General features: G+C 72.3%; 12 protein-coding genes. 6 read left to right on the forward strand and 6 right to left on the reverse strand.

Translation table 11 applies throughout. The annotated features are described in order from the left end of the window. Nucleotides 1–118: 118 nt before the first annotated feature. The gene (locus tag JS521_RS13175) at nucleotides 119–694 is read right to left on the reverse strand and encodes a TerD family protein (RefSeq protein WP_205083047.1); all 576 of its coding nucleotides are present in this window, start codon (nucleotides 692–694) and stop codon (nucleotides 119–121) included. Nucleotides 695–878: 184 nt separating this feature from the next. On the opposite strand from JS521_RS13175, the gene arfB reads away from it, so the two are divergent. Next, nucleotides 879–1,313, forward strand: a complete 435-nt coding sequence (arfB, locus tag JS521_RS13180; protein WP_030088019.1) for an alternative ribosome rescue aminoacyl-tRNA hydrolase ArfB — start codon at nucleotides 879–881, stop codon at nucleotides 1,311–1,313. A 75-nt stretch (nucleotides 1,314–1,388) separates the two neighbouring features. Here arfB and JS521_RS13185 read toward each other — a convergent pair whose 3' ends face one another. After that, nucleotides 1,389–1,895, reverse strand: coding sequence for a flavin reductase family protein (locus JS521_RS13185; RefSeq protein ID WP_030720633.1), 507 nt, complete (start codon nucleotides 1,893–1,895; stop codon nucleotides 1,389–1,391). Nucleotides 1,896–2,280: 385 nt separating this feature from the next. On the opposite strand from JS521_RS13185, the gene cdgB reads away from it, so the two are divergent. Then, nucleotides 2,281–3,936 carry a diguanylate cyclase CdgB gene (cdgB, locus tag JS521_RS13190; RefSeq protein ID WP_205083049.1) on the forward strand — a complete coding sequence of 552 codons (1,656 nt, stop codon included), beginning with the start codon at nucleotides 2,281–2,283 and terminating at the stop codon, nucleotides 3,934–3,936. Between the two features lie 144 nt (nucleotides 3,937–4,080). Then, on the forward strand, nucleotides 4,081–5,079 hold the full coding sequence (locus JS521_RS13195) for a carbohydrate-binding protein (protein WP_205083050.1): 999 nt from the start codon (nucleotides 4,081–4,083) through the stop codon (nucleotides 5,077–5,079). A gap of 42 nt (nucleotides 5,080–5,121) precedes the next feature. Here JS521_RS13195 and JS521_RS13200 read toward each other — a convergent pair whose 3' ends face one another. The 3 genes from JS521_RS13200 to JS521_RS13210 all read right to left on the reverse strand — a co-directional run bounded on the left by JS521_RS13200 (nucleotide 5,122) and on the right by JS521_RS13210 (nucleotide 8,276). Then, entirely contained in the window at nucleotides 5,122–6,048 is a 927-nt protein-coding gene (locus tag JS521_RS13200) for a 1-phosphofructokinase family hexose kinase (protein ID WP_205083052.1), read from the reverse strand. Between the two features lie 177 nt (nucleotides 6,049–6,225). Then, the gene (gene nagA / locus JS521_RS13205) at nucleotides 6,226–7,383 is read right to left on the reverse strand and encodes an N-acetylglucosamine-6-phosphate deacetylase (protein ID WP_205083053.1); all 1,158 of its coding nucleotides are present in this window, start codon (nucleotides 7,381–7,383) and stop codon (nucleotides 6,226–6,228) included. Beyond that, nucleotides 7,383–8,276, reverse strand: coding sequence for an ROK family protein (locus JS521_RS13210; RefSeq protein WP_239487226.1), 894 nt, complete (start codon nucleotides 8,274–8,276; stop codon nucleotides 7,383–7,385). The genes nagA and JS521_RS13210 overlap by 1 nt, the downstream gene beginning before the upstream one ends. A 434-nt stretch (nucleotides 8,277–8,710) precedes the next feature. On the opposite strand from JS521_RS13210, the gene JS521_RS13215 reads away from it, so the two are divergent. Both JS521_RS13215 and JS521_RS13220 read left to right on the forward strand, forming a co-directional pair. Continuing rightward, nucleotides 8,711–9,988 carry an ABC transporter substrate-binding protein gene (locus JS521_RS13215; RefSeq protein WP_205083056.1) on the forward strand — a complete coding sequence of 426 codons (1,278 nt, stop codon included), beginning with the start codon at nucleotides 8,711–8,713 and terminating at the stop codon, nucleotides 9,986–9,988. Nucleotides 9,989–10,054: 66 nt separating this feature from the next. Then, nucleotides 10,055–10,348 carry a DUF3263 domain-containing protein gene (locus JS521_RS13220; protein WP_205083058.1) on the forward strand — a complete coding sequence of 98 codons (294 nt, stop codon included), beginning with the start codon at nucleotides 10,055–10,057 and terminating at the stop codon, nucleotides 10,346–10,348. 66 nt (nucleotides 10,349–10,414) lie between these two features. On the opposite strand, the gene JS521_RS13225 is transcribed toward JS521_RS13220, so the two are convergent. Then, complete coding sequence (locus JS521_RS13225; RefSeq protein WP_205083059.1) at nucleotides 10,415–11,098, reverse strand: phosphotransferase; 684 nt, start codon at nucleotides 11,096–11,098, stop codon at nucleotides 10,415–10,417. Between the two features lie 196 nt (nucleotides 11,099–11,294). Between JS521_RS13225 and JS521_RS13230 the strand changes: the two genes are divergently transcribed. After that, on the forward strand, nucleotides 11,295–12,674 hold the full coding sequence (locus JS521_RS13230) for a trypsin-like serine protease (RefSeq protein WP_205083061.1): 1,380 nt from the start codon (nucleotides 11,295–11,297) through the stop codon (nucleotides 12,672–12,674). The last annotated feature ends 67 nt before the right edge of the window (nucleotides 12,675–12,741 follow it).

Below are 12,741 nucleotides of genomic sequence, written 5' to 3' on the forward strand. Positions count from 1 at the left end.
GGGGCGGCCGCCGGGGGGGGGGGGGCGGCCCGGCCGGCGCCCCCCCCCCCCGCCCCCCCCCCCCCCCCCCCCGCCCCCGGGGGCTCCGGTGAAACTGGTGTGCGCTCGGGGCGAGGCGTCAGAGGTTGACGCCGAAGTCCTGGGCGATGCCGCGCAGACCGGAGGCGTACCCCTGGCCGACCGCGCGGAACTTCCACTCTGCGCCGTTGCGGTAGAGCTCGCCGAAGACCATGGCGGTCTCGGTGGCGGCGTCCTCGCTGAGGTCGTAGCGGGCGATCTCGGTGCCGCCGGCCTGGTTGACCACGCGGATGAACGCGTTGCGGACCTGGCCGAAGTTCTGGCTGCGGGTCTCGGCGTCGTAGATGGAGACCGGGAAGACGATCTTGTCCACGTCGGCCGGCAGGCCCGCCAGGTTGACGTTGATCTGCTCGTCGTCGCCCTCGCCCTCACCCGTGACGTTGTCACCGGTGTGCACGATGGTCTGGTCCGGCGTCGACTTGTTGTTGAAGAAGACGAAGTGACCGTCCGAGACGACCTTCCCCGTCGGGTTGACCGCGATCGCCGAGGCGTCGAGGTCGAAGTCGGTGCCGGTGGTGGTGCGGACGTCCCAGCCGAGGCCGACCGTGACGGCGGTAAGGCCCGGTGCCTCCTTGGTGAGCGAGACGTTGCCGCCCTTGGACAGGCTTACTGCCATGGGAAGTCCCTTTCCTCGTCGTGTGCGGGCTTCGTGCCATCACGAAAGCTACCGTCACCCGTCCTAACGCAAGCAGCAGACCATGAGGTTCCTGGTCCCTTTACTTTCTTTACGAACTTCCTTCGGACGAGGGGAGGCGGAGCGGTGCAAAAGAAGGTGACGGGCGGGGTGCGGGGGAGGGACCATGGGTGTCATGTCCGGGCCCTATGTCATCCGCGGCTCGGTCTCCCTCCCGGAGGCCGAGCTCATGTGGCGTTTCTCGCGGTCCTCCGGGCCCGGCGGCCAGCACGTCAACACCAGCGACTCCCAGGTGGAGCTGCGCTTCGACCTGGCGGCGACCGACGCGCTCCCCGAGGTGTGGAAGGCGCGGGCGCTGGAGCGGCTCGCGGGCCGGCTGGTGGGCGGGGTGGTCTCCGTACGGGCCTCCGAGCACCGCTCCCAGTGGCGCAACCGCGAGACGGCCGCCGTGCGGCTCGCCGCCCTCCTGGCCGAGGCGACCGCACCGCCGCCCAAGCCCCGGATCAAGCGGAAGATCCCGCGCGGGATCAACGAGCGCAGGCTGCGCGAGAAGAAGCAGCGCGGCGACACCAAGCGCGGGCGCTCCGGCCGCGACTGGTAGCCCCCGCGGCGAGTGGCCAAGGGCGGGACGGGCAGGTGGCGGGCGCCCCGGGCGTACGAGGGCGGGGGCGGGGCGTCAGCCCAGCTGCCGGTAGCGCCCCTTGAAGTACGTCAGCGGGTCGCCCTCCGGGCTCGGCAGCTCCGCCGTGAGCACCCGCCCGATCACCAGGGTGTGGTCCCCGGCCACCACGCGCTGTTCGGTGCGGCACTCCAGCGTCGCCAGCGCCCCGCCGATCAGCGGAGCGTGCGTCACCTCGCCCCGTACGTACGCGACGTCCTCGAACAGCAGCCGGTCGCTGATCCGGCCCTTCATGGCGAACCGGCCCGCGATGTGCCGCTGGCTCGCGGCCAGGACGGAGACCGCCCACAGCGGCTGCTCGTCCAGCAGGTCGTCCATCCGGGAGCCGTTGCGCAGGCTCACCATCACCAGGGGCGGTTCCAGGGACACGGACATGAAGGCGGTCGCCGTCATGCCCACGTCCTCGCCCCGGCCGTCCTCGTCGAGGGGCGGCTCCTGGGCGGTGACCAGCACCACCCCGGCGGCCAGCCGCGCGAGGGCGGCGCGGAACTCGTCGTTGCTCACTCCCTCAGCATGAGGGACGGTCTCGGGGCGCGGGGTGGGGGGCTTCGTCTGGAGCACACCCCGACGCTAACGGCGGGGCCGGGCGGCCGCATCGGGCCAGGGGACCAGGCGGGTCCTAGGACCCCGGAAGGGGAACGGGCGAGAGGGGGCGTGCGCGGGCGCACACAACGGGAATCCGTTCCTCCCGGTGACCACCGAACGATCGGCGTCGCCGTGCGTCACCGCCACCACCTGGGCATCTGTTGTGACTTGAGTCACAGAGTCCATTTTCTGCTGACCCTGTGTACCGGGTGCACAGCTCACTGTGATTCAGTGGCCGTGACACTGCAACAAGTACGTCGATATGAAACCTGGAGTTGCTGTCGAGGTCCCGGGGGTGCGAGCGATGGAGGCCGAGTCGGAGCCCTACGTCCGCCTTGCGACCATGCGGCAGCTGCATCAGGCCGTCGCTGATCTCAACACGGCGCGGAGTCTGGCGGACACGCTGCAGACCGTGGCCGACGGAATCGTCGCCGGTCTCGGCTACGAGCTGGGCTGCGTCAACCTGGTCCGGCCGGACGGCGACCTCGTCATCGCCGCCTTCGCGGGCAACGCCGCCGCCGAGGCCCTGATCACCGGCCGCGTCGGCTCCCGCGCCTCCTGGGAACGCCGGCTCTCCATGGGCGAGGCCTGGGACGACCTCCGGTTCATCCCGCACACCGAGGGCTGGGTCCTCCTCGACGACGACGTACCGCAGTGGCACACCGAGGGGCCCGAACCCCGGTTCGAGGACGAGTGGCACCCGCTCGACCGGCTCTACGCCCCGATGTACGCGTCCGGCAGCGGCCGGGACCTCCTCGGGGTCATATCCGTCGACCGGCCGCGCAACGGACGACGCCCCGGCGCATGGGGGCGCGAAGCGCTCCAGATGTACGCCTCCCAGGCCGCCATCGCCATCAGCAACGCCCGTCTGCGGGCCAACATGCAGCGCGCGCTGGTCCGCCTGGAGCGCGAGCAGCAGGCACTGCGGGCCAGCGAGGAGTCGTTCCGGCAGGCCTTCGAGTACGCGCCCAGCGGCATGGCCATCGCCGAGATGGGCGGCGACCAGCACGGCCGGCTGCTGCGCACCAACGACGCCCTGTGCCGACTGCTCGGCCGCCCCGCCTCCGTGCTGCGCCGCTACTCCTTCGCCGACCTGGTCCACCCCGAGGACATCGGCACCCTGCTGCGCACCTCCGCCGAGGGCGGCCGGGCCGAGCTGCGCCTCAGCCGCCGGGACGGCACGTACCTCTGGGTCTCGCTGCGCAACTCCGTCGTCGCGGACACCGCGGACGGGCCGCGCTTCCTGCTCACCCATGTCGAGGACATAGAGGAGCGCAAGCGCCATGAGCTGAACCTCGCCCACCGGGCCTCGCACGACGCGCTGACCGGGCTGCCCAACAGCGCCGAGCTGAAGGCGCGGCTCTCCGCCCGGATCTGCGAGCGGCCGCACTCCCCGGCCGCCACCGCGATCGAGGCGCTGGACGCGGCGTACGGGGACGTCGAGTCCTCCCTCACCCACGGCTACCAGCCCGACGGCTACGAGGGCGAGGCGGTCCCCGGCGGCGGGCCCTTCGACCACCATGTGCACACGGTGGCCCCGGACCCGGAGCACGACGACGGGACGAAGGGGCTCGCGGTCCTCTTCTGCGACCTCGACGGTTTCAAGTCCATCAACGACCGCTTCGGGCACCACACCGGCGACGCCGTGCTCATCGAGGTCGCCCGGCGGCTGAGCACCTGTGTGCGGGACGGTGACACCGTCGCCCGGCTCGGGGGTGACGAATTCGTCGTTCTCGCCGACGGCCTCGGAGCGGCGGACGCCGCTGACCTGGCCGTTCGTCTGCGAAATGCCATCATTCCGCCCATAAGGGTCGATGGTCGCGCGGTCCGGGTCGGGGCGAGTTTCGGCATCGGCTGGGCCGAGTGCGGCATGAGCGTCGAAGAGGTCCTGCGCTCCGCCGACCAGCGGATGTATGTCGAAAAACGCTCCCGGTCGAAGGTTCACCGCAGGGCCGGATGACGTTCACGGACCGTTCCTCCCCCTACCCCGTACCTGTTCCCCGGGGCCCGTCCCGGTGGGTGATCGCAATTCGGGGGCTGCTCCGTTCGAGGTAGGCTCGGCCGGTCGGCGACGGCTGGCGAGATGGTGAGGAGTGACCCAGGGATGACGGCCGGAAACAACGGCGCGAGCAAGCCCGAGGACGACGATCCGTTCGGCTATCTGTACGCGGACGGACAGGCGGCAGGCGCCCAGGCGCCCGGCCAGGGCGGCTACGGCTACCCGGGTCCGGCCACGCAGCCGGGCGTGCCCAGAACGTCCTACAACCAGGTGCGTGCCGTCGGCGAGCGCCAGTACGGCCAGCAGCAGGGCGGGTACGGCTACCCGCCCCAGCAGGCGTACGGCCAGCCCGCGCAGCAGTACAACCGGCCGAACCCGCAGTACGCGGCCCCCGAGACCTACCCCGGCGGCGCGTCCCACGGGCAGCCTCCGGCCCAGGGCGGCCACGGTGGCGGAGGCACGGGCCGCGGCGGCCCGAACACGAAGGCGCTCCTGATCGCGGCGGTCGCCGTGGTCGCGGTCGTCCTCATCGGCATCGGCGCCGCCCTGCTCACGGGCGACGACGGCGACAAGGACGACAAGAAGAACGAGGCGTCGTCCTCGGAGGGCCCCGCCGGCGAGGTCGAGGAGTCGAAGAAGCCGGAGGAGAAGCCGAAGGAGACCCCGAAGCCGGTCGAGCTGCCGAAGCAGGACGCGGCGACGCTGACGCTGGGCGGCACGGCGGCCCTGGACTCCACGGTGAAGGGCGCCAAGGGCGCGAACGGCAACTACATCAACCTGAACGAGGTAGGCCGGTCGGCCACCTGGTCGGTGGAGGTGCCCGAGGCCGGCGCGTACACCCTGTACGTGACCTACGGCGTGCCCGGCAAGGACGCGAAGACGACCCTGACGGTCAACGACCAGGAGCCCCGCTCCATCAACATGAAGAACTTCGCGCAGGCCGAAGAGGGCGACCTGGAGAAGGGCTGGACGAACACCTACGCGTACGTCCAGCTCGACAAGGGCGCCAACACCCTCAAGCTGTCCTGCGAGGAAGGCGACCAGTGCGACGCCAACCTCGACCAGCTGGAGCTGAAGGCGGGCCACATCCAGAAGAACGGCTGACGGCCGCTCCCTCCGCTCACGCCCTGATCACCGGTCCGGTGGTCAGGGCGTCGGCGTGTACGGCTCCACCGTGACGCGCGGCAGCAGCTCCGCGTAGGCCGCCGCGTCGAACTCGCCGGCCGTCGGGGCCAGCACCGTCGCCGTCGACAGGGCCACCGCCCGGGCCAGCCGCTCCGGCCAGGGCAGCCCCTCGGCCAGGGCGGACAGCAGCCCGGCGACGGCGGAGTCGCCCGCGCCGGTCGGGTTGCCGCGCACAGGGGCGGGCGGGGCGGCCCGCCAGACGCCGTCCGGGGTGAGCGCGAGCACGCCCTCCGGGCCGAGCGAGGCGATCACCGCGTGGGCCCCCCGGCGGCGGGCGTCGCCGGCAGCGCGCAGCGGGTCGCGGGAGCCGGTCAGCTGCGCCAGCTCCTCGGCGTTCGGCTTGACCAGGTCGGGGCGGGCGGCGATGCCCCGGCGCAGCGGTTCGCCGCTGGTGTCCAGCAGCACGGGTACGGCGGCGGCGCGGGCGATCCGGACCAGTTCGGCGTACGCCCCGACATGGATGCCGGGCGGCAGGGAGCCGCAGAGCGCGACCGCGTCGGCCCCGGCGACCAGCTCCTCGTACGTCCCCAGGAAGGCGGCCCATTCGGCGGGGCTGACCTGCGGTCCGGGTTCGTTGAGCTGGGTGGTGTCTCCGGTCGAGCGGTCGGTGATCGCGAGGGTGCGGCGGGTGTTCTCGGCGACGGTCACGAGGGCATCGCGCGGCGGGAGCGGGGCGAGGAGGCCGCGCAGGACGCCTCCGGTCGCGCCGCCGACGAAGCCGGTGACGACGGCGTCGTGGCCCAGCGCCCCCAGCACCCGGGCGACGTTGAGCCCCTTGCCGCCGGGGCGCTCGGTGACCTCGCCGACCCGGTGGCTGCCGTGCGGGACGAGCGCGTCGACGGTGTACGTCACGTCGAGCGCGGTGTTCAGGGTGACGGTCAGGATCACCTGGTCCGGTCCCTCCCTCGTTGCGTGGCCCCAGCGGTGCACGCCTGCCGCTCGCGGCACGCGATGCCGATGATCATGTCAAAGCGATGGCGGTCGGCCCAGTCCCGGGCGCCGACCGCCATCGCTTCGTTACGTGTTCAACGGCCCGGAGGCCTCGGTTCCAACGGCCCGGGGGCCTCAGGCCGTCTTCGGCTCGATGATCCACTCGCCCCGGCGCATGACGCCCTTCAGGACGAAGTCCTCGTCGAGCACCACCAGGTCGGCGTCCTTGCCCGCATCCAGCGAGCCGACCCGGTCGTAGACGCCGAGCAGCCGCGCCGGGTTGGCGGAGATGGACCGGACGACATCCTCGACGGGGATCTCGTCGAGGGTGACCGCCCGGCGGAACGCGGTGTCCAGGGTGAGGGTCGAGCCCGCGATCGAGCCGCCCTCCACCAGCCGGGCGACGCCGTCCTTGACCTCGACCGCGAGCGGCCCGAGGTCGTAGGAGCCGTCGCCGAAACCGGCCGCGTCCATCGCGTCGGTGATCAGCGCGACCCGGCCCGCGCCCTTGTGGCGGTAGGCCAGCTCCAGGACCGCCGGGTGCAGATGCGTACCGTCGTTGATCAGCTCGACGGTGATCCGGTCGTCCTCCAGGAGGGCGGCGATCGGGCCGGGCTCGCGGTGGGCGAGCGGCGGCATCGCGTTGAACAGGTGCGTGGCGACGGTCGCGCCCGCGTCGATGGCCTCCACCGTCTGCTCGTACGTCGCGTCCGTGTGGCCGATGGCGGCGATGACCCCCAGCTCGGCGAGCAGCCGCACGGAGTCGAGGCCGCCGGGCAGTTCGGTGGCGAGGGTGACCATCCGGGCGGTGCCGCGCCCGGCGTCGACCAGCTTGCGGACCTCGGTCGGGTCCGGGTAGCGCAGCAGCTGCTCGCTGTGGGCGCCCTTGCGGCACGGCGAGATGAAGGGGCCCTCGAAGTGGATCCCGGCCAGGTCGCCCTGCTCGACCAGCTCGGACAGCTCGCCCGCGCGCCGGGCGAGGAAGTCCATCTCGCCGGTGACGGTGGAGGCGACCATCGTGGTGGTGCCGTGCTCGCGGTGCGTACGGATGCCGGTGAGGACCTCGTCCACGGTGCCGGAGGTGAAGGACGCCCCGCCGCCGCCGTGGTTGTGCATGTCCACGAAGCCGGGGACCACCCAGTGGCCCGAGAGGTCGACGACCCGGGCGCCCTCGGGTGCGGAGGCGGCGATACGGGCGCCCTCGACGGTCACCCGGCCGTTCTCGACCGTGCCGGTGGGGAGCACCACCCGGGCGCCGGCGAGAACGGTGCTGTCTGCTGCGCGTGGGGCCATCAGGCGGAAACCTCCGTGGAGAGTAGATCCCAGGCGAGCAGCCCCGCGCCCAGGCATCCGGCGGTGTCCCCGAGGGCCGCCGGGACGATGTGGGGCGGCTTCTGGAACGTGATGCGTTCCTCGACGGCCGCACGCAGTGGTGTGAACAAGGTTTCCCCGGCTTCGGCGAGACCGCCACCGATGATGAGCGTGCCCGGGTCGAGGAGGGTGAGCGCGGTGACGAGGCCGGCGGCGAGTGCGTCGACCGCGTTCTGCCAGACCTCGATCGCCGCCGGGTCGCCCGACTCGACGGCCTTCGCGCAGTCCGCGGCGTCCGCCCCGGGATCCCCGGAGGCGGCGGCCCAGGCCCGGGTCACCGCGGCGGCGGAGGCCAGCGTCTCCAGACAGCCGCGCTGCCCGCAGCTGCAGTCGGGTCCTTCCGGGCGGACGACGATGTGGCCGATCTCGCCCGCGTCCCCGTGGGCGCCCGCCTCGATCGTGCCCGCGATGCCGATGGCCCCGGCGATCCCGGTGCCCAGCGGGACGAACAGGAAGCGGTCCGTGCCGCGCCCGGCGCCGATCCGGCCCTCGGCGAGCCCGCCGGTGCGGACGTCGTGGCCGAGGGCGACCGGGACGGAGCCGAGCCGCTCGGCGAGCAGGGCGCGCAGCGGTACGTCGCGCCAGCCCAGGTTCGCGGCGTACACCGCGATGCCCTTGGCGGAGTCGACGATGCCGGGCACGGCGACCCCGGCGGCGACGGCGCTCTCGCCGAGGTGCTCCTCGCCGTGGGCCCGCAGATCCGCCGCGAACGCGAGGATCGACTCGATGACCGCTTCGGCGCCGCGCTCCCGGTCGGTGGCCCGCCGCGCCTCGTGAAGGAGGGTGCCGTCGGTCCCGACCAGTGCGGCCTTCATTCCGGTGCCGCCCACATCGAGGGCGATGACATGTCTCACGGGAGACAGTTTCGCCCGCCGACCCCCAAAAGGTCTAGTCCACTAGCGCGGTTTGTTGCGCACCCATACAAAATGATGAACGGGTGAAGAACGGACCTTTTTATTCCGGAAGGTCACGTATGGGAACCCCGGGTCGGCGGGAATCCGGGCTAAAGGTCTGGACCAAGATACGGTCCGGGGCCTCCGACTTCCAGTACCCGCAAGCCAGTTATGGCCTCCAGGGCCCGTATACGTTGCCGAAGCGATACGCCGGTGGTGTAGACCTTCGCGTCGGCAATGGGGGAAAATCGCAGTTCATCCGGACGGTGTCCAGGACAGGGCGGCACAGCCGCGGCCGAGCGAGGCCGCCGGCCGACGCCGTGCGCACCGTCCGTGGGCAAGGCGTACCGACGAGGATGGGCGAGGCTGTGCAGCGGCGCTTTTTGGGTCTGACCGCGGCGGTGGCCGCGCTGGGTATGACGGCAACGTTGTCGGCCTGCGGGGGTGATGCCGCTTCGGGCGACGTCACGCTGAAACTGGTCGCCGCGGACTACGGCACCGGTCCGGAGAACAGCTCCGAGAAATACTGGAGCGGGGTCGCCTCGGGCTTCGAGAAGGAGCACCCCGGCATCAAGGTCGATGTCACCGTCCTCTCCTGGAAGGACGTCGACCGCGAGGTCGCCGCGATGGTCAAGGACGGCAACGCCCCGGACATCGCCCAGATCGGCGCGTACGCGGACTACGCCAAGGCGGGCAAGCTCTACACCGCCGACGAGACGCTCGCGATCCGCACCGCGGCCAACTTCCTGCCCTCGCTCACCGACGCGGGCAAGGTCGACGGCACGCTGTACGGCCTGCCCTTCGTCGCCAGCACCCGGCTGCTCTTCTACAACCAGCAGCTCTTCGACCAGGCGGGCCTGGACGCACCCGAGACCTGGGACGACATCAGCAGCGACGCCGCGGCCCTCAAGGCGAAGGGCGTCGACTACCCCTTCGCCCTGCCGCTCGGCCAGGAGGAGGCCCAGGCCGAGACCCTGATGTGGCTGCTCAGCGGGGGCGGCGGCTACACCGACGACGTCGGCTCGTACGACATCGACTCGGCCGAGAACGTCGCCACGTTCCGCTGGCTGCGGGACAACCTCGTCGGCAAGGGCCTCACCGGCCCGGTCGCGCCGGGCAAGCTGGACCGGGCGAAGGCGTTCGAGGCGTTCACCGCCGGCAAGGTCGGCATGCTCAACGGCCACCCCACCCTGATGGACGAGGCCGAGGCCAAGGGCGTCAAGGTCGGCATGGTGCCGCTGCCCGGCGCCGACGGCCCGACCAAGGGCTCCATGGGCGTCGCCGACTGGATGATGGGCTTCAAGGAGAACGGCCACCGCAAGGAGATCGGCAAGTTCCTCGACTACGCCTACTCCGACGAGAACGTGCTGGAGTTCGCCGAGGAGTACGACCTCCTCCCGGTGACCGGCAGCGCCTCGGCCGCCATGGAGACCGACAAGAAGCACAAGAAGCTGCACGAGTTCCTGGCCGCGCTGCCCAACTCCAGCCTGCCCCCGTTCGGCAAGACGTCCTGGGCCACGGTCAGCGACGCGATCAAGAAGAACATCGGCAGCGCGGTCGCGCCGGGCAGCAACCCCGAGAGCATCCTCGGAGGGATAGCTTCCGAGGCGACGCAGGCGGAGGCCGCCGAATAGGAGGCCGCCGAACAGCGGACGCGGGGCGGGCGTGCGGTGTCGGGGGTGGGCATTAGGTTGGTTGATATGACCGCCCCCGGCCCTGATCCCGACCCCGATCACCACGACGCCCCGTCCGCGCCCGTGCCCGGTGCGGACGAGCTGTCCGTACGGGACAGGGCGCTGCTGGCCCTGGAGCGGCGGTCCTGGGCGGGGCCCGGGGCGAAGGAGCGGGCGATCCGCGAGGAGCTCGGGATCTCGCCGGTCCGCTATTACCAGCTGCTGAACGCGCTGATCGAGGACGAGCGGGCGCTGCGGGTGGATCCGGTCACGGTGAACCGGCTGCGGCGGGTACGGGACGCGCGGCGCGGGCGGCGCTGAGGTTCCTGCTCTGGGGCTCCGCCCCCGCACCCCCGCTCCTCAATCGCCGGAGGGGCTTGACTTCCCTCAGGTGCTGGATTGGTCCAGCACCACGTCCACCGCCTCGTCCAAGCGGCCCCGTTCGGCCTCCGTCAGGTGCGGGTTCTGCTGCTGGCGGGTCCGGGCCGGCGCCAGATCGGCGGCCGACACGCCCCCGTCGTCGGCGAGTTCCGCCAGGAGCGCCGCCAGCAGCGGCCGTACGTCGGCCCCGGCCGGGAGCGCCGGGTCCAGCGCGATCCGGGCCAGGGTCAGCGCCGACATCGCCCGGTCCAGGCCGGGCGGGCCCTCCGTCGCGGTGGACCAGTCGATCACCACCGCGCCCCCCGCCGTGAGCACCACGTTCTCCGGATGCAGGTCCAGGTGGAGCACGCAGTCCTCCGGGTTCGTCGAGACCCGGGGCGGTATCGCGTGCAGCTCGCGCAGCAGCCGGGCGAGCAGCGCCCCCGCCTCGGCCGCCCCCAGCCGCCCCGCCACCAGGGCCTCGGCCAGGGTCGGGCCGGTCAGCCGCTGGAGCACCAGGTCCGTTGGGCGGGCCCCTTCGGCGGGCGGACCGATGCGCGGCACCGGGAAGCCGAAGGCGCCGACGTAACTCATCACGGCCAGCTCCTCCGTGGTGTCGGTGCCGTCCCGGTAGCGGCGAAGGACCCAGGGGCCGTCGAGTGCGTACACGTCGGCGGTGCGTCCCGAGCCCAGAAGTTGCCCTGTGTGCATGAGGGCGAACCTACCCGGGCGCCCCGCCGAAGGGGAGACGGCTTCCCCCTCGGAGGGGGTCCGGCCCCATAACGCGGAGGGAGGGGGCGAACGGGATCTCCTGCGCCGGGTGTCACCGCCGCTACGGTTTCGGCAATTCCCTGGTCCGGACCAACCCCCGCCGGACCCGGACACCCCCTGAACCAAGGAGAGTTACGTGGAGAGAACCACGCTCCGCAGACGCGCCCTCGCCGCCGGCACCGCCACGGTGGCCGTGGGTGCGCTCGCCCTCGCCGGGCTGACCGGCGTGGCGTCCGCCGACCCCGCGGGCACCACCGCCCCGCCGGTCTCCGCCGACAGCCTGTCGCCCGGACTGCTGGCCGCCATGGAACGCGACCTCGGCCTGGACGCGGACGACGCGCGCAGCCGGATAGCCGGCGAGTACCGCGCCGCGGCCGTCGCCGCGGGTCTGGAGAAGTCCCTCGGCGCCGACTTCGCCGGAGCCCGGGTCAGCGGCACGAAGGCGACCCTGACCGTCTCCACCACCGACGCCTCCCAGGCCGCCCGGATCACCGGGGCCGGGGCGAAGGCCGAGGTCGTCGCGCACAGCCTGGACCGGCTCGAAGGCGTCATGGATGCCCTCGACAAGTCCGCGCTGCGCAAGGCGCCCAAGGAGGTGCCCGTCTGGTACGTCGACGTCGAGGCCAACCGTGTCGTCGTGAACGCCGCGAGCACCGCCGCCGGAACGGCGTTCCTCAAGGCGGCCGGGGTCGACGGCGGCCTCGTCACCGTGGCCCGCTCCGCCGAGAAGCCCCGCACCTTCGCCGACCTCCGGGGCGGCGACGCGTACTACATGAACGGCTCCGGCCGCTGCTCCATCGGCTTCTCCGTCAAGCGCGGCACCCAGAACGGCTTCGCCACCGCGGGCCACTGCGGCCGGGTCGGCACGACCACCAACGGCTTCAACCAGCAGGCCCAGGGCACCTTCCAGGGCTCCACCTTCCCCGGCCGCGACTACGCCTGGGTCGCCACCAACGCCAACTGGACCCCGCGCCCGACGGTCAACGGATACGGGCGGGGCGACGTCACCGTCGCCGGATCCACCGCGTCCGTCGTCGGCGCCTCGGTCTGCCGCTCCGGCTCCACCACCGGCTGGCACTGCGGCACCGTCCAGCAGCTCAACACCAGCGTCACCTACCCGGAGGGCACCATCTCCGGCGTGACCCGCACCAGTGTCTGCGCGGAGCCCGGCGACTCCGGCGGCTCGTACATCTCCGGCAACCAGGCGCAGGGCGTCACCTCCGGCGGCTCGGGCAACTGCTCGTCGGGCGGTACGACGTACTTCCAGCCACTCAACCCGCTGCTCCAGGCGTACGGGCTGACCCTGGTCACCAGCGGTACGCCCACCGACCCGCCCACCACGCCGCCGACGGACCCGCCCACCGACCCGCCGGGCGGCACCTGGGCGGCCGGCACCGCGTACGCCGCCGGAGCCACGGTGACGTACGGCGGAGCCACCTACCGCTGCCTCCAGGCGCACACGGCGCAGCCCGGCTGGACCCCCGCGGCCGTCCCGGCGCTCTGGCAGCGGGTCTGACCCGACCGACCCCGAATCTCTCCGCCTCCCCGCACCGAGGATTCCGAGGAACTGTCATGACCCCACA

Origin of the sequence: Streptomyces durocortorensis, assembly GCF_016901035.1 — a bacterium.
Classification (GTDB): Bacteria; Actinomycetota; Actinomycetes; order Streptomycetales; family Streptomycetaceae; genus Streptomyces; species Streptomyces durocortorensis.